Annotated in this window: 11 protein-coding genes; 4 read left to right on the top strand and 7 right to left on the bottom strand. The window is 57.6% G+C overall.

Features of this window, described 5'->3' with window-relative positions; translation table 11 throughout:
- Nucleotides 1-266 precede the first annotated feature (266 nt).
- Nucleotides 267-1,094: a 2,5-didehydrogluconate reductase DkgA gene (gene dkgA / locus CBW22_RS21640; RefSeq protein WP_021509593.1), complete on the bottom strand. Its 828-nt coding sequence runs from the start codon at nt 1,092-1,094 to the stop codon at nt 267-269.
- A 205-nt stretch (nt 1,095-1,299) separates the two neighbouring features.
- Here dkgA and CBW22_RS21635 point away from each other — a divergent pair, with 205 nt between their 5' ends.
- Nucleotides 1,300-2,217 carry an AraC family transcriptional regulator gene (locus CBW22_RS21635; RefSeq protein WP_058771382.1) on the top strand — a complete coding sequence of 306 codons (918 nt, stop codon included), beginning with the start codon at nt 1,300-1,302 and terminating at the stop codon, nt 2,215-2,217.
- A gap of 21 nt (nt 2,218-2,238) precedes the next feature.
- Here CBW22_RS21635 and CBW22_RS21630 read toward each other — a convergent pair whose 3' ends face one another.
- Both CBW22_RS21630 and metC read right to left on the bottom strand, forming a co-directional pair.
- The gene (locus CBW22_RS21630; RefSeq protein WP_021509591.1) at nt 2,239-2,898 is read right to left on the bottom strand and encodes a DedA family protein; all 660 of its coding nucleotides are present in this window, start codon (nt 2,896-2,898) and stop codon (nt 2,239-2,241) included.
- A 105-nt stretch (nt 2,899-3,003) separates the two neighbouring features.
- Complete coding sequence (metC, locus tag CBW22_RS21625) at nt 3,004-4,194, bottom strand: cystathionine beta-lyase (RefSeq protein ID WP_088517840.1); 1,191 nt, start codon at nt 4,192-4,194, stop codon at nt 3,004-3,006.
- 900 nt (nt 4,195-5,094) lie between these two features.
- On the opposite strand from metC, the gene exbB reads away from it, so the two are divergent.
- The gene (gene exbB, locus CBW22_RS21620; protein WP_031280126.1) at nt 5,095-5,823 is read left to right on the top strand and encodes a tol-pal system-associated acyl-CoA thioesterase; all 729 of its coding nucleotides are present in this window, start codon (nt 5,095-5,097) and stop codon (nt 5,821-5,823) included.
- 5 nt (nt 5,824-5,828) lie between these two features.
- Nucleotides 5,829-6,251, top strand: coding sequence for a TonB system transport protein ExbD (gene exbD / locus CBW22_RS21615; protein ID WP_021509588.1), 423 nt, complete (start codon nt 5,829-5,831; stop codon nt 6,249-6,251).
- Between the two features lie 112 nt (nt 6,252-6,363).
- Here exbD and CBW22_RS21610 read toward each other — a convergent pair whose 3' ends face one another.
- The 4 genes from CBW22_RS21610 to CBW22_RS21595 all read right to left on the bottom strand — a co-directional run bounded on the left by CBW22_RS21610 (nt 6,364) and on the right by CBW22_RS21595 (nt 15,073).
- On the bottom strand, nt 6,364-8,703 hold the full coding sequence (locus CBW22_RS21610) for an Ig-like domain-containing protein (protein WP_088517839.1): 2,340 nt from the start codon (nt 8,701-8,703) through the stop codon (nt 6,364-6,366).
- A 192-nt stretch (nt 8,704-8,895) separates the two neighbouring features.
- Complete coding sequence (locus CBW22_RS21605; RefSeq protein WP_088517838.1) at nt 8,896-10,701, bottom strand: Ig-like domain-containing protein; 1,806 nt, start codon at nt 10,699-10,701, stop codon at nt 8,896-8,898.
- A 12-nt stretch (nt 10,702-10,713) separates the two neighbouring features.
- Nucleotides 10,714-13,035, bottom strand: a complete 2,322-nt coding sequence (locus CBW22_RS21600) for an Ig-like domain-containing protein (protein ID WP_088517837.1) — start codon at nt 13,033-13,035, stop codon at nt 10,714-10,716.
- 193 nt (nt 13,036-13,228) lie between these two features.
- On the bottom strand, nt 13,229-15,073 hold the full coding sequence (locus CBW22_RS21595) for an Ig-like domain-containing protein (RefSeq protein ID WP_254919553.1): 1,845 nt from the start codon (nt 15,071-15,073) through the stop codon (nt 13,229-13,231).
- A 401-nt stretch (nt 15,074-15,474) separates the two neighbouring features.
- Between CBW22_RS21595 and CBW22_RS21585 the strand changes: the two genes are divergently transcribed.
- The gene (locus tag CBW22_RS21585) at nt 15,475-16,797 is read left to right on the top strand and encodes an MFS transporter (RefSeq protein ID WP_088517834.1); all 1,323 of its coding nucleotides are present in this window, start codon (nt 15,475-15,477) and stop codon (nt 16,795-16,797) included.
- Nucleotides 16,798-17,652 lie beyond the last annotated feature (855 nt).

Here is a 17,652-nt window from a genome sequence, read left to right as displayed (position 1 = left end):
CCGTGTTGAGCGAATTGTAAATTGAAAGACCCACTTAACCTTTTGGTTTAAAGAGATTTTAAAGCCATTTCATTGTTTCAAACTCGCCCGGACAACTCCCTCTCCCGCGCGCGGGAGAGGGCCGGGGTGAGGGGGCCTGGTTGCACAGTATTACCCACTGGCAAACCGCTTCAAACTCGCGCGGACATCTCCCTCTCCCGCGTGCGGGAGAGGGCCGGGGTGAGGGGGCAAACCGCACCCTTCACCCATCGCATCCTTAACCCACGTCACCCATTAAACTCTTCCGGATCCGGTCCCAGCCGCTTGCCTTTATCCAGCTTCGCGATCTCGCTCACTTCTGACTTATCCAGCCGGAAATCAAACACCTGGAAGTTCTCCTGAATGCGTGCCGGCGTTACCGACTTCGGAATTACCACCAGGCCGCTGTCCAGATGCCAGCGAATCACAATCTGCGCCGGCGTCTTACTGTACTTCTTCGCCAGCTCGCGAATGATCTCCTGATCAAACACGCCTTCGCCGCCCTGCGCAAGCGGGCTCCACGACTCGGTCTGAATCTGATGCAGCGCATTCCACGCATGCAGCGTGCGCTGCTGCAGCATCGGATGCAGTTCAATCTGATTCACCACCGGCGACACGCCGGTTTCATCAATCAGCCGCTTGAGGTGCGCTTCATGGAAGTTACACACGCCGATGCTTTTCGCCAGGCCCTGCTGTTGCAGTTCCACCATTTTCTTCCACGCATCGACGTAGTGGTCTTTCTGCGGACACGGCCAGTGCATCAGATAGAGATCCACCTGCTCCAGCTGCAGCTTTTTCAGGCTGGTCTCCATCGCCTGCTCAACATTCTGCTGGTCATCATTCCACAGCTTGGTGGTGATAAAGATCTCATCGCGCGCCACGTCGGTTTCCTGCAGCGCCTGGCCAATCGCCTCTTCATTTTTATACGCGGCGGCGGTATCGATGGAGCGATAGCCGACCTTCAGCGCTTCCAGCACCGCATTGCGCGCTTCATCAATGCTGGCCTGCCAGACGCCAAGGCCGAGTTGCGGCATCATGTTGCCGTCGTGCAGTTTAATCCGGGGTTGCTCTGCCATAGTGACTCCTTATCGGTTGCAGTGACTTACCGTAGAAACGATGTGCTTAAGTCTAGTCAACAAACCTGACCTGAGGATCATTGTGGCAACCGAACGGCACTTTCGCCCGGTGCAATCCTGCAAAAATCTTGCCTGATTCTCCAGCCATCTGGAGCTTTATGCAGCAATGCGGCACACTGCGTTTTTTGCTGCCCGAGAGAGTGCCATGCCGAACGATGCCCTTTGCCGCCAGCTGGCGCAGCGCGTGATCACGCTGATGCGCGAGCCACAAAAGCCGCTGTGTGCGGTGGAAAACGTGCGGTTGATCTACGCAGAGGAACCGCTGCCGCGTACGCCGATGTTGTATCCGGCGGGCATCGTGATCCTGTTTCAGGGACACAAAACCGGCTACCTCGGCAGCACGGTGTTTCGCTACGACGCCACCAAATATCTGATGCTCACGGTCACGCTGCCGGTGGAGTGCGAAACTGACGCCACGCCGCAGCAGCCGCTGGCCGGCATGAGTCTCACCGTGGATCCGGCCAGTTTGCAGGATCTGCTGTTAAGCATTGGCGATGACGAGCAGTTTCAGCCGCAGCCGCAAACCTCCGGCATTCACTCTGCGTTCCTGAGCGAGGAGATGCTGTGCGCCGCGGAACGGCTGCTGGATGTGATGGATAAACCGCGTGATGCCCGCGTGCTCGGCCCGCAGCTGGTGCGTGAAATCATCTATTACGTACTGACCGGGCCGATTGGCGGTGCGCTGCTGTCGCTGGTCAATCGCCAGACGCAGTTCAGCCAGGTGGCCCGGGCGCTGCGCCGCATCGAGAACCACTTTGCCGAAAGCCTGAGCGTGGAAATGCTGGCGGCAGAGGTCAACATGAGCGTCTCGGCGTTTCACCATAACTTTAAGGCGGTGACCCAGACGTCGCCGCTACAGTATCTCAAGCGTTACCGGCTGCATCAGGCGCGGTTAATGATGCTGCAGGATGGGCTGAAGGCCAGCGCCGCCGCCGTGCGCGTTGGCTATGAAAGCCCGTCACAGTTTTCGCGGGAGTTTAAACGGTACTTTGGCGTGACGCCGGGAGAAGAGGCGAGCCGCGCGCGTCAGACCGGGGCGCTGCAGCCGTTTGACGCCGCCTGAAGCGGCGGCGCTTTACAGAGGTCAGGCTTTCTGGCGCCGCTTTTTCCAGATCACCACAATGCTGCCGCCGAGGCCGAGAAACAGCAGCACAATAGGCAGCACCATCAGGATCGCCATCACCTGATCTTCGTGGCGCTTGATAAACGGCACCTGGCTGATGCCGTAGCCCATCGCCACTACAATCCCGACCCACAGTGCGCCACTCAGCCAGTTGAAGAACTGAAAACGCCCGTTCTGCAAACCCGAAATGCCCGCCATGGTGGGCAGCAGCGTACGCACAAAGGCCAGAAAGCGGCCAACCAGCAGTGCCATCAGGCCGTGGCGGTTGAACAGGTGCCAGGCGCGCTGATGGTACTGCGCTGGCAAATGCATCAGCCAGCTTTTGACGATTTTAGTATTACCAAGCCAGCGCCCCTGCAGATAGCTCAGCCAGCAGCCGAGGCTGGCAGCGGTGGTCAGAATCACCATGGTCGGCACAAAATCCATCACGCCTTTGGCGATCATCGCGCCTGCCAGCAGCAGCAGGCTGTCGCCGGGCAGGAACGAGGCAGGCAGCAAACCGTTTTCCAGGAACAGCGTCAGAAACATCACGCCGTAGACAATCCACACTACATCCGGATTGGCCAGCGCGGCAAAATCCTGATGCCACAGCGCCTGGACAATCTCATGTAAAACACCCATCAGCTATCCCATCGAGTCACAAGGCTTGTATTTTAACCGTCCGGGACGGCGTAATCGTTGATCTCCGCTACGCCGCACCGGATGGTTTAAGTTTGGTTTATCTTTTTACGCTTTCAGGCGGGCAAAACCGGCTTTCAGGTCATCCAGCAGATCGTCAACGTGCTCGAGACCGATATGCAGACGCACCAGCGTGCCGTCAAAATCCACGCCGCCCGCCGGACGAATTGCCGCCAGCTCTTCCGGCTGGTTCGCCAGAATCAGCGATTCAAAGCCGCCCCACGAGTAGGCCATACTGAAATGGTGGAAGCGATCGAGATAATTTGCCAGCTGCGCCGGGGTGAGTTTTTCATGCAGGATGAATGAGAACAGCCCGCTGCTGCCGCTGAAGTCGCGCCGCCAGAACTCGTGGCCTTTGCACTGTGCCAGCGCCGGATGGTTGACGCGCGCCACTTCCGGCTGCGCCGCCAGCCATTCGGCCACGCGCAGACCGCTTTCTTCGTGCTGACGCAGACGCGTAGCCAGCGTGCGCAGGCCGCGGCTGGCCATGTACGCGGTGTCCGCATCCACCATCTGACCCATCAGGTAGGAGTTTTCGCGCAGCTGCGCCCAGCAGCGTTCGTTGGCCACCGCAGTGCCGATCATCGCATCGCTGTGGCCGATGATGTATTTGGTGCCAGCCTGGATAGAAATGTCTATGCCATGCTCCAGCGCGTTAAACAGCACGCCCGCCGCCCAGGTATTATCAATCATGATCACCGCGTCTGGCGCTTTGGCGCGCACCGCCGCGACAATCGCCGGAATATCCTGCACTTCCATGGTGATGGAAGCAGGTGATTCGAGGAACACCACGCGGGTATTCGGCTGCACCAGCTGGCCGATTTCACTGCCGATGCAGTGATCAAACCAGGTGGTGGTGACGTTAAGCTTCGCGAGAATTTTGGTGCAGAAATCCTGGGTGGGTTCGTACACCGCGCCGCTGACCAGAATGTGATCGCCGCTGGTGACAAACGCGAGGATGGCATTGGCGACCGCGGCCGCACCGCACGGATAGAGCACGCAGCCGGCGCCGCCTTCCAGTTCGGTCATCGCATCCTGGAAGGAAAAATGGGTGAGGGTGCCGCGCCGGCCATAAAAAAGTTCACCGCTGGCGCGTCCGGCGGTGGCGCGTTGTTTGTCCGCGACGGAGTCAAAAACCAGTGAGGATGCGCGCTGAATAACGCTGTTAACCGAGCCCTGAGTGTAACGTTTGCTGCGTCCCGCGGTGACAAGCCGGGTATCAATTTTTTTCGTTGCCATCACTGCCTTTCCTGACACGTCTCACAAAGCATCCAACTTACCACGAATCGCGGCGCGGGGTTGAGCCCGTTTGCCGAATATCAGAGTGACGCCAGCACAATCGCGGAAAGAGGCTGGTTGTGGCTTTTATTAAGCGGCGGAAAAGCAAAGCGCAATAAATTGCGCCGCTACGACCCGTGCGGGATGTTAGTCCGCGCCAGTTGCTCAATTCCGCAAACCGCACCCAACCGTAGCGGCGCGATTTATCGCGCAACCGTGCCTGTTGCTCTATTCCGCACACCGCACCCAACCGTAGCGGCGCGATTTATCGCGCAACCGTGCCTGTTGCTCCATCCCAAAGACCGCACCAAACCGTAGCGGCGCGATTCATCGCGCAACCTTGCCTGTTGCTCCATTCCACAAGCCGCACCGAACCGTAGCGGCGCGATTTATCACGCAACCGTGCCAGTTGCTCCATTCCGCAAATCGCACCCAACCGTAGTGGCGCGATTTATCGAGCAACCGTGCCTGTTGCTCTATTCCGCAAGCCGCACCCAACCGTAGCGGCGCGATTTATCGCGCAACTATGCCTGTTGCTCTATTCCGCAAGCCGCACCCAACCGTAGCGGCGCGATTTATCGCGCAACCGTGCCTGTTGCTCCATCCCAAAGACCGCACCAAACCGTAGCGGCGCGATTCATCGCGCAACCGTGCCTGTTGCTCCATTCCGCAAACCGCACCAAACCGTAGCGGCGCGATTTATCGCGCTAAACATTGCGCCGTATCAATTCAGCGGGTTACAGCTTTGTAAATAGTAATGAGAACCACTATCACTTCGGTCGGTTTTTTTGCTATGATCCGCGCTTCAATCGTGAACGGTGCAACAGAAGTCGGAGACGCAGCGTGGTAGCCAGTGACTTGATGCAAACGGACCTCTCCGTTTGGGGCATGTATCAGCATGCCGATATCGTGGTAAAAATTGTGATGATCGGCCTGTTGCTGGCCTCGGTCGTCACCTGGGCGATTTTCTTTGGCAAATACGCGGAGCTGAGCGGGGCGAAACGTCGCCTGAAGCGCGAACAGCTGGCGCTGGGCGAAGCGCGCTCACTGAATGACGCGTATCGCGCTGCCGAAAACTTCAAAGCCAACAGCCACAGCGCCGTGCTGCTCGCCGACACGCGTAACGAACTGGAACTCTCCGCCGGCAGCGAAGACCTCGACGGTATTAAAGAGCGCACCAGCTTCCGCCTTGAGCGTCGCGTTGCGGGCTTCAGCCGCCATGCCGGTCGCGGTAACGGCTTCCTCGCCACCATCGGTTCCGTCGCGCCGTTTATCGGTCTGTTCGGCACCGTGTGGGGCATCATGAACAGCTTTATCGGTATCGCGAAAACCCAGACCACTAACCTCGCGGTGGTGGCACCGGGCATCGCGGAAGCGCTGCTGGCGACGGCGATTGGCCTGGTGGCGGCAATTCCGGCGGTGGTTATCTATAACGTCTTCGCCCGCATGATTGCCAGCTACAAAGCCTCACTGGGCGACGTGGCGGCGCAGGTACTGCTGCTGCAGAGCCGCGATCTGGATCTCGGCAACGTCGATACCGCAAAAGAAGTTAACCGTCCGGCGGCGGCCCAGAAACTGCGCGTAGGATAAGTATTATGGCGATGCGTTTAAACGATGATGCGGTCGGCGATGGCGAAATGCACGAAATCAACGTGACGCCGTTTATCGACGTCATGCTGGTGCTGCTGATCATCTTCATGGTCGCCGCGCCGCTCGCCACGGTGGATGTGCGCGTCAATCTGCCTGCTTCCACCAGCGCGCCGCAGCCGCGTCCGGAGAAGCCGGTTTATCTGTCGATCAAAGCGGATAAGCAGATTTACATCGGTAACGATGCGGTGACCAAAGAGACGCTGGTTAATGCGCTCACCGCGCAAACCGAAGGTAACAAAGAGACCACCATCTTCTTCCAGGCGGACAAATCAGTCGATTATGAAACGCTGATGTCGGTGATGGATCAGCTGCGTGAAGCAGGTTATCTGAAGATTGGTTTGATGGGCATGGAGACGGTGAAGAAATAGTTTCACCGGCGTAAACCCAGCCACCATATCTGTAGGGTCGTCATTCATGACGACCTTTTTTATTGTGGCGGCCCGAGCAGGCCGCCATGTCACGAGCGGTGGCGAACCGCGGTTAAACCAGATTCACCGTTACGCCGTCCTGCACCAGCAGTTCCGCGTCGCCGTGGCTGAACACGTGGTACTGGCTGCCAGCGATGGTCACGGTGCCGGTTTGCTCAGTCCAGCCCTTCTGCTCGCTGCCTTCAGGCAGGATATCTTCCAGACGCACAGTATCGCCCTGATTGCCGTTGACCAGCAGCTGGGTTTTGCCGTCGTCGATGAAGAGATCTTTCTGGCCTTTGGAAAGAATATCTTCAATTGAAAACTCTTTGAGAAGATTATCCGTATCCAAATCGAGTACAGATAATACGCCGTCTTCTATGTTATTAACAGAAACGGCTTCTTGATTCCAGATGAAATTATCGAAATAAAGTTGGGTACTGCCATGAACTTCAATTATGACGGAAGTTATCGTTTTATCTTCAAATGAGAACTCTTTATGATATGGTCCTAAATTAGGTACCCTTACGCTCTGCAAATCTACCTGTCGACCTTCTTCGTCATAAAATGAAATTGTTATGTATGAACCGGATCTTCCACCAAAATAATCAAATTCAAATGTTTTTGATACGGGTACAGTGAGCTCAACTTTGGCACCTTCACCTATTTCTAAACAACTACCTTCAAACATGTACTCATTAGCTAATCTGACAACACCTGAAGCCTTCAGAAAGAATCCATCGTCAAATTCATAGCTTGTGTTCGCGATAAATTTTTTCCCAACAGAGTTAACATAAGGAGGGAGATATTCGTTTAAATCAGCAGGAATAAAGTCAAAATTACAACCAGAATGGTTATATTCCCTATTCTCAATGTTGATAATATAATCACCACCCTTTCCACTACTTCCCTGGGTTTGAGACGAAAACGTCCAGGTGCCAATTTCAAGCTGTCCCGGCGTATAAGACCAGTTTCCTTTGTAATCAGCTTGCACCGACGCAGTATGCGTAACAGTGTTATCCGTAAATTCAATAATAACGATACTGTTCGCTTCAGCCTTTCCTGACAGGGTGGGGGTGGTATCGTCGGTGAAACCGCCATTTTTAATCACGCCATGATAAAGACCAGCATCGTCCCAGGCTGAATGAATTTCCGGAACGATGCTGCCTGATGCCGCAATGGTCAGTTCAAACGGTTTGCCGCTGCTATCGCGCGTGGCTGAGGAGTCCGCCTGAAATTCATATTTGCCGGAGCTCAGACGAGGCGCTTCAAATTGCCAGCGACCATCTGCACCCGCGATAACGCTGCCCAGTAACTGCCAGGTGCCCAGCGTATTACGATTGTGAATGTAAACGACGCTGTTCGACTCCGCGCGGCCATGCAGATCTAACGTCTGGTCATCCGTGATGGCCCCATTGCCAAGCATCCCAGTGTATAAACCAAAATCGTCCCAGGCATGGGTAATTTCTGTCTGCGCTGACGCGGAGAGATTAATATCCAGCGTAAATTCGTCACTCCAGCCGCTGCCCGCGTTGGCGCGGAACTCCCAGTTACCGGCACCCAGCGCCGGATTTGGCGTCCAGCTCCAGTGGGTGCCGTCCATCACTGCGTTGCCGCCGTCAACCCACTCGCCTCGCGCATTGCGGTACTGGATGCGCACCGTACTGCCTTCCGCTGCAGTGCCATGCAGTTCCGGCATGGTGTCGTCTGTCAGTCCGCCGCTTTTCAGTGAACCGGTCACGCTTCCGACGTTATCCAGTGCATGAGTGATTTCAACCGATTCACCGGGATTAGTCGGTGGCAGCTCATCTTTACCAACGGTAATGCTGAACACATCAGACTTTTCACCCTCACGCACCTTATGCGCGAAGGTTTCCGCCGCCACCAGCGTCAGGTTGTGGCGGCCATCCGCCAGATCCACGTTTGGTTCCAGCGTCCACATCCCGGTATTTTCATCCGCCTTCGCGCTGCCGATAACCGTATCACCTTCCTTCAGGTAAACAATCACGCCTTTCTCCGCGATGCCGGTCAGAGTCGGACGGCGGTCGTCGGTGATTCTGCCTGAATCGAAACTGCCGGTGATGTCGCCCTGATCGTCATACATGTTCAGCAGCGTCGGTGCTGCCGGTGGCGTGGTATCAACAATCAGCGTACGCAGGCTTGGCGTGCTGACGTTGCCCGCCTTATCAACCGACTGGAAAGACATGTTGTAGTAACCATCCTCCAGCGGCGTAGAAGGTGTCCAGCTCCAGTAACCGTTGGCAGGGTTGATATCCACCGAAAAGGTCTCTTTGCCGACGGTAATCAGCATGGTACCGCCCTTACCGATTTCAGAATCTACATTGCCAAAAAACGTGGGGGTGTTGGTGTCGCGCTCGAGGTATTTCACCTCTTCGTAATTGAACAATTCCATGGAAAATATTCCTGTGTTGGTCGTCGGTTTATTGCAGCGAGGGCCGCCGCGCCTTGTTATAGAGCGCGTATTTTCTAATAGATGACGTAACACGCCGTATGAGACACGTCCCGAAGGGAGAAAAGTCCGAGCAGAGAAAAAGCAGGGGAAAAAGGCAGGATAATGCCGTGCTGCGCGCACGGCATCGGGGGATTACACCAGTTCGATTTTCACGCCGTCCTGCACCAGCAGTTCCGCGTCGCCGTGGCTGAACACGTGGTACTGCGTGCCGGCGATGGTGACGGTACCGGTTTGCTGCGTCCAGCCGCTGACCGCTTCGCCTTCCGGCAGGATGTCGCTGAGCTGCACGCTGTCGCCGGCCTGGCCGCTGACGCGCAGCTGGGTTTTGCCGTCGTCAATGAACAGGCTCTGCTGACCGGCTTCCACCACGTCGCTGAGCGTCAGGCCGAGCGGCGCGAGCGCGTTGATTTCCACCTCGCCCGGCGGCGTGGCGTCCACGACGATGCTGTACGCCGGCAGGCCAGCGTCGTAAGCACCGTAGCTCACACTGAGGTTGTGCGAGTCGTCGCTGAGCTCTGGCGTGATAAAGCGCCAGTTGCCGTCTGCGCCGACCTGCACGCTGCCGATCAGCGTGCTGCCGTCGTAGACGTTGAGCACGCTATTAGCCTCAGCGACGCCGCTCAGCTCCGGCTGGCGGTCGTTAGTGATGCCGCCGTTGCTGACTTCGCCGATGTACAGCGCCACGTCGTCGTACACGCTGAGGATCTCCGGTGTGTGCTGGCCGCCCGTTATCAGGGTGAGCTCAAAGGTGTCGCTCCACTGGCTATCGCCCTGTGCCTGCACGGCAAACGACCAGATGCCGTACTCCAGCGCCGGCGGCGTGAAGCTCCAGTTGCTGTCCGCGCCCACCGTCACCACTGCGGAATGGGTGAACTCGCCAGCAATGCCGTAGCGCACCACCACGGTGCTGTTGGCTTCGCCGCGCCCGCTAAGGGTTGGCGTGGTGTCATCGGTGAGCGCGCCGCTCAGCAGCGTGCCGGTGACCGGGCCGAAATCATCGGTGGCGTGGGTCAGCGTGGCATGCAGCGCGTCGCTGCCGGCGAAGGCGATGTCGAGCCCGAAGCTGTCACTCCAGCTGCCTTCCTGACCGGCGCGGAACTCCCAGCTGCCGGCCTCCAGCTCAGCCGGTGGTGTCCAGCTCCAGCGGGTGCCGTCCATCTGTGCCGCGCCGCCGTCAACCCATTCGCCGTTGGCGTTGCGGTACTGCACGAAAACCGTGCTGCCCGCCGGGGCGCTGCCGTGCAGCTGCGGCGTGGCATCGTCGGTAAGCGCGCCGCTCAGCAGCGAGCCGGTGACCGGGCCAGCGTCATCCACCGCGTGGGAAATCACCGTGGCGGCAGAACCGTCGCGGCCAATCAGCAGCTCAAACGGCGCAGACGGTTCACCCTCGCGCAGCTTGCCGTTAAAGGTTTCGACCGCCACCAGCGTCAGCTGATGGGTGCCGTCGCTCAGGTCGGCGTCCGGCTCCAGCGTCCAGATACCGGTGGTGGCGTCGGCCTGCGCGCTGCCGATCACCGTATCGCCCTCTTTGAGGTACACCACGGTGCCCTTTTCGGCGACGCCGGTCAGGGTAGGGCGACGGTCGTCGGTCATGCGTCCGGCGTCGAAGCTGCCGGTGATGTCGCCCTGGTCATCGTACATATTGAGCAGGCGCGGTGCGTCCGGCGCCGTGTAGTCGACCACCAGAATGAACTGGGTGGGATTACCGATGTTGCCGGCCGCGTCAATCATGCGCACCGAGACGATGTGCTCGCCCGGCGTCCAGTCGGCGGGAGGTGTCCAGCTCCAGTGGCCCTCTGCGTCGACCTTGACGGTGTACGGCGGCTGGCCATCAATAGCGATTTCCGCGAAGCCGTTACGCGCCTGGTCTGCGGTGCCGCCGTAGCCGCGGCGCGGGTCGTCGGTGTAGCGGTAGGATGCATTAAGAATCTGATTCATGATGGCTCTCCCTTACACCAGCTCGGTTTTCACGCCGTCCTGCACCAGCAACTCAGCGTCGCCATTGCTCCAGACGTGGTACTGGGTGCCGGCGATGGTCACGGTGCCGGCCTGCTCAGCCCAGCCGTTCTGCTCACTGCCCTCCGGCAGGATGTCTTCGAGGCGCACGGTATCGCCCTGGTTGCCGTTGACCATCAGCTGGGTTGTGTCATTTTCAATGAAAAGATTTTTGCTGCCCTTAGCCAAAATGTCGCTGATATTGATCTGGTCAAAATCATTAACTTTTTCGATCCCATCAAGTGCCTGGGTAATGATTTGCTCACTTTCATCAATAAGGTTGTTTTGATTTAATTTTGGCTCGGCTGCAACGTAACGGATATTATCAACATAAATTCCCGATTCCTCGCTGTAAACCGCAATGCTTACCTTGCTTATGAGAGTATCTTTTGCGATAAATTCATGTTTTTTCCATCCGTTATTCCTGGCATCAATCTTATGAATTTCTTCACCATCCGGGCCGAAAAAACGAATATATGCTGGATTCGTAGTTCCTATCCCTCGAAGGTCAAATGAGAATTCGCTAGCATAATAGTCAAGTTCAAGGATTATCATTGCAGTTGTTGTACCTCCTGACTTTCCTATTTTTACTTGCTTGCCAGATTCGTCTATTATGGAGGCTCCATCACTGTAGGTTGTAAGTGTCGCTCCATTTATGGATATTGGTGAGGATATAACTCCTAAAGGTACTTCACTAAAATCTTCCTGGATTATAAATCTATCCATCTCACTCGTGATGTTTAACTCAAAAGGTTTTGCCGATTGATTGTCATTAAAGTCAACAGTCCATTGTCCTTTAGAAAGTTCATTAGGAGGCGTGAATTTCCATTTGCCAGTATTATCTGTCATGACAGGATAACTAAATCTCTCACCTGTACTCGTGTTTTTTAACACGATAAAGAAACTTGCATTTGCTTCATAGATACCGTAAAAATCGGGCTGTGAGTCATTAGTAGTATCGCCTGATTTTAATTTTCCTGTTACCTGACCTACATCATCCCATGCATTTTCAACTGAAAGAGTTAAACTGTTAGGTACAATTATTTTAAGATCGAAAGGTTTCTGCGATACATCCCGTGTAGATGAATTACTAGCCTGAAATTGATATTCACCTGCCGCCACGCGATCCGTCTCATACTCCCAGCGGCCATCAGCGCCAGCAGTCACGCTGTCCAGCAGATCCCATTCGCCTAATACGTTGCGATAGTGGATATACACCAGGCTGTTGGATTCGGCGCGGCCGTGCAGGTTTGGCGTGCGGTCGTCGGTGATGGCGCCGTTGCCAAGCATGCCGGTGTACGGGCCGAAGTCATCGTAAGCGTGGGTGATTTCCGTTTTTGCCGCTGGCGCGAGATCGATATCCAGCTTGAATTCGTCGGTCCAGCCGCTGCCGGCGTTGGCACGGAACTCCCAGTTACCGGCCGCCAGCGCCGGGTTTGGCGTCCAGCTCCAGCTGTTTCCGTTCATCACCGCGTTGCCGCCGTCGATCCATTCACCTTTCTCGTTACGGTACTGAATACGTACCACGCTGCCTTCCGGCGCGCTGCCGCGCAGTTCTGGCGTGGTGTCATCGGTGATGCCGCCGCTTTTCAGTGAGCCGTTCAGGCTGCCAGCATTGTCGATAGCCTCAATAATTTTGGCCACGCCGCCTGGATCGCCCGGCACGTCGCCGTCTTTACCAATGATGATGCTGAATTCATCCGAGGGCTTACCTTCGCGCAGTTTATCCGCAAAAGTTTCCGCCGCCACCAGCGTCAGGTTGTGACGGCCATCCGCCAGATCCACCGTCGGCTCCAGCGTCCACAGGCCGGTTTTCTCGTCGGCTTTGGCGCTGCCGATCACGGTATTGCCCTCTTTCAGATACACCACGGTGCCTTTCTCGGCGATGCCGGTCAGGGTCGGGCGGCGGTCGTCAGTCATTTTGCCTGCATCGAAGCTGCCGGTAATGGCACCCTGATCGTCATACAGGTTAAGCAGGGTCGGCGCGACCGGCGGCGTGGTGTCGATGACCAGCGTGCACAGCGTCGGCGTACTGACGTTGCCAGCGGTGTCGATGGTCATAAAGGAGATGCTGTATTCGCCATCGGCCAGTGCTTCCGGTGGTGTCCACTTCCAGCTGCCGTTGCTCGCATCGATGTCGACAAAGAATTTCCTGTCGCCGAGGGTAATCATTATCTGGCCGCCTTTGCCCGCTTCTGACTTGATTTCACCGAGAAAGGTTGGGGTGCTGGTGTCGCGCTCGAGGTACTTAACCTCTTTGAAATCAAATAATTCCATGGAAATTATTCCTGTATTTTACGTTGGGTCCATTGCAGCGAGGGCCGCTGCGCCTTGTTATAAAGGGCGCATTTTGTAATAGAGGACGTAAAACGCTGTATGAGACCTGTCCCGAAGGGAGAAAAGTCCGAGCAGGTGAAAAACCGGGGAAAGAGGGCAGGATGATGCCGTGCTGCACGCACGGCATCGGGAGTTACACCAGTTGCAATTGCACGCCGTCCTGCACCAGCAGTTCGGCGTCGCCGTGGCTCCAGACGTGATATTGCGTACCGGCGATGGTCAGCGTGCCGGTCTGCTGCGTCCAGCCGTCGACCGCTTCACCTGCCGGCAGAATATCCTGCAGCTGCACGCTATCGCCCGGCTTGCCGTTCACCAGCAGCTGGGTGCTGTCATCCTCAATGAACAGGCCCTTGCCGCCTTCGCTCAGCAGCTGGTGCAGCGTCAGCGCATCCGGCTGGGCTTCATCCTGCGCCTGCTGGTCAAACGCGGCGTCCGGGCTGACGTCGAGCACGAATTTACTGCTCCAGTTGCTCTTCATCTCGCCGGTTGAGGCGCGCGCCTGATATTCCCACACGCCAGGCTGATGCAGATACGGCGAGGTGAAGCTCCATTTGCCGTCGGCATCGACCAGCACGCTGCCGGCGTGGCGCAGACCTTCGCCCTGCACGCCATATTCGATCTCAATCACCTGGCCCGGCGTGCCGCTGCCGTGCAGCGTGGGCGTGGTGTCATCGGTTGAGTCGTGCTGATAAACCGGCCCCTGCAGCGGGCCCGCGTTGTCCCAGGCGTAGTCGATGGTCGGTTCCAGCGGCGCGCCGGGGATCACCAGCAGTTCGAACTTATCGCTCCACGCGCTGGCTTTGCCATCAGCCACGCCGCGCGAGCGGAAACCCCATTCGCCAAAATAGGTCAGTTCAAAGCCGGCGAACTGCCAGTTGCCCTGCGCATCGACCATCACGCTGCCCGCGCTGTGCCAGCCGCTGTTACTCAGGTTGTACTCAATCTCAACGATGCTGCCCGGCGCACCGCGACCTTCCAGCACCGGCGTTTTATCGTCGGTGGTACCGCGATGGTACACCTGGCCGGTATGGGCGCCGGTATCGTCACGCGCGCAGTCGATAGCCGGACGCAGATTTTCCAGCGCCGACATATTAAGGCTGAAATCCGGGCGGTAGTCGTCTTTGCTGTTCTCGTAGGAGGCATAGAAGGTGTAGATGCCGTCACCGCTGATCATCGCGCGTGACTGAATCACCCAGTCGCCGTTGGCATCGGTCTTGACGCTGCCTTTATAGCCGATGCCGCCGTGATCGTTCTGCGCAAACAGATAAACGATGCTGTTCGGCTCCGCGCGGCCCACGATCAGCGGCGAGAAGTCGTCGGTGGTGGAACCGCTGGCGAGCTGGCCCTGCACGGTGCCGACATCGTCAATGGCGTAGCTGATGGTTGGCGGCACCGGTCCGCTGTCAACCACGGTGACGTCGAAGTGGTCAGAGGGTTCGCTGACGCGACCAAACTCGTCGGTGGCGGTGACGGTTAGCTGATGCCCGCCCGCGCCCAGCAGCGGCTCCAGCGACCATTCGCCGCTTTTACTGGCCACGGTGCTGCCAATCAGCCTGCCGTGATCGTACAGCCGCACCGTGCTGCCCGGCAGCGCATAGCCCTGCACTTTGGGCGTGGTGTCATCAATGGTGTGACCGCGCCCGACCGGGCCGGTTTCGCTGCCGACGTCGTCAAACAGCGCGGTGATCGCCGGTTTGTCCGGCACCGAGAGCGCGACATCGACAGAGAACGGATGCGGTTCACCGCTGTTGCCGATGCGCGCCACCATGTCGTGGCTGCCTTCGCTCAGCGAGAACGGCGGCTGAAATGACCAGCTGCCGTCGGCGGCAATCGGCGTGCTGTAGCGGTGATCGTTGATAATGAATTCAATGATTTCACCGGCCTGCGCCGGCAGGCTGCCGCTCAGCAGCGGATAAGGTGTGCCCACTCGCAAGGTATTAATGGATGAAAAGGGGTCAAAGCTGAGAGGTGTTAGCATAAGTATTCTCCACCAAAATCAACAACGGCGTGATTACCGTTGCCTGCCCAGCATAACGGGGGAGGGGATGGCGTCATGTACCAGAATCGTCTCGTTTCTAAGACTGATCTTAATAAGTTTTGCTAATGAAAAAGGCATTAAAAAGAGCGGGATAAGGCTCATGATATTGCTTGCTGAGGTTTGATATCGCTGAATTTATGCTACTGGTAAGGTCGATAATCTGTGCTGAACATATCACCTGGAAAGCCCAGAATTATTAACTTTCCTCATAAGCTGATCGGACCGGTCTTGTTAACTGTTTGTTACCTTTGTTTGTACTTTTGTAAAGTGCAATGGTGAACAGGATCACATCTATTCGCGCGCCGGCAGGCTAAAACAGGAGAAAAACCAGGAAGGACGATATGAGCTCAAGTCACGCTTTACAAAAGTCATCGCAGGGCGGTGCCAAAACCATCTTTAGCGTTACCAGCGGTAACTTTCTTGAGATGTACGATTTTATGGTGTTTGGCTACTACGCCACCGCCATTGCAAAAACCTTTTTCCCGGGCGACGATCCGTTCGCCTCGCTGATGCTGACGCTGATGACCTTTGGCGCCGGCTTCCTGATGCGTCCGCTCGGGGCGATTATACTGGGGGCCTACATTGACCATCACGGCCGGCGCAAAGGGCTGCTGCTGACGCTCGGCCTGATGGCGCTCGGTACGCTGACCATTGCACTGGTGCCAGGCTACGCCACGCTGGGCGCGGCGGCACCGATTCTGATTCTGCTGGGTCGCCTGCTTCAGGGCTTCTCGGCGGGCGTGGAGCTGGGCGGCGTTTCGGTTTATCTGTCTGAAGTGGCCCCCAAAGGCCGCAAAGGCTTTTACGTCAGCTGGCAGTCGGGCAGCCAGCAGGTAGCGGTAATCTTTGCCGCGCTGCTGGGGCTGGGGCTTAATCATCTGCTGGCGAAGGACGCGGTGACCGAATGGGGCTGGCGTATTCCGTTTGTGGTCGGCTGTCTGATTGTGCCGTTCCTGTTCTGGATTCGCCGCATGCTGGAAGAGACCGAAGCGTTCAGCCAGCGTAAATCACACCCGTCGATGGGCCAGATTGTGCGTTCCGTGGGACAAAACTGGGCGCTGGTGCTGGCCGGCATGCTGATGGTGGTCACCACCACGGTGATGTTCTACATGATTACCGCGTTTACCCCGACCTTTGGTAAAACCGTGCTGATGATGAGTGACAAACAGAGCTTCCTCGTGACGCTGTTTGTCGGCATCTCCAACCTGTTCTGGCTGCCGGTGATGGGCGCGCTGTCGGACCGCGTTGGGCGACGGCCGCTACTGATTACTTTTACTGTGTTGATGATCCTGACGACCTGGCCGGTGCTGCACGGGCTGGTGGGATCGCCGACCTTCGCGCACCTGGTGGAAGCGGAGCTGTGGTTATCGTTCCTGTACGCCAGCTATAACGGCGCGATGGTGGTGTATCTGGCGGAGATCATGCCGGCTGAAGTGCGTGCTTCGGGCTTTTCGCTGGCTTACAGCCTGGCGACCGCGCTGTTTGGTGGTTTTACGCCGGCGATTTCGAGCTATCTGATTCATGCTACAGGCGATAAAGCGATGCCGGGCGTCTGGCTGTCGTTTGCCGCGGTGTGCGGCCTGGTGGGCTCGCTGCTGATTGGCCGCATGGTGAAACAGTACCAGGCGCGGCACAGCGCAACGGTAGTGGGCGCGTCGCTGTAGTTAGAGTTGGTATGCGCTGGTCCTCACTTTAACTTTTTCCCATTTGCCCTCACCCTAACCCTCTCCCGCGCGCGGGAGAGGGAACCGTTCAGAGCGGTTTCGCAGACCTGCGCTTCACCTCAACACCCGCGCGATCGGCCCCTTCTCCCGCTGGCCCTCACCCTAACCCTCTCCCGCACGCGGGATAGGGAACCGTTCGGTGCGGTTTTGCAAACCTTTGCTTCACCTCAACACCCGCGCGATCTGTCCCTTCTCCCGCTGGCGGGAGAAGGCGGGGGATGAGGGTGCCAGCGAGCTCCTGCTCTGCGCGATGGCCCTCACCCTGACCCTCTCCCGCACGCGGGAGAGGGAACCGCTCGGTGCGGTTTTGCAGACCTGCACTTCACCTCAACGCCCACGCGATCGGCCCCTTCTCCCGCTGGCGGGAGAAGGCGGGGGATGAGGGTGCCAGCCAGCTCCTGCTCTGCGCGATGGCCCTCACCCTAACCCTCTCCCGCACGCGGGAGAGGGAACCGTTCGGTGCGGTTTGCAGACCTGCGCTTCACCTCAACACCCGCCCGGTCGGCCCCTTCTCCCGCTGGCAGGAGAAGGCGGGGGATGAGGGGGCCAGCCAGCTCCTGCTCTGCGTGCTGGCCCTCACCCTGACCCTCTCCCGCACGCGGGAGAGGGAACCGCTCGGTGCGGGTTTGCAGACCTGCGCTTCACCTCAACACCCGCGCGATCGGCCCCTTCTCCCGCTGGCGGGAGAAGGCGGGGGATGAGGGTGCCAGCCAGCTCCTGCTCTGCCCGCTGGCCCTCACCCTAACCCTCTCCCGCATGCGGGAGAGGGAACCGTTCAGTGCGGTTTCGCAGACC

It is taken from the genome of Pantoea sp. VS1 (genome assembly GCF_002207995.1).
Classification (GTDB): domain Bacteria; phylum Pseudomonadota; class Gammaproteobacteria; order Enterobacterales; family Enterobacteriaceae; genus Pantoea; species Pantoea dispersa.
Note: the sequence above shows the minus strand (reverse complement) of the source record. Positions and strands in the feature narration are given on the sequence as shown.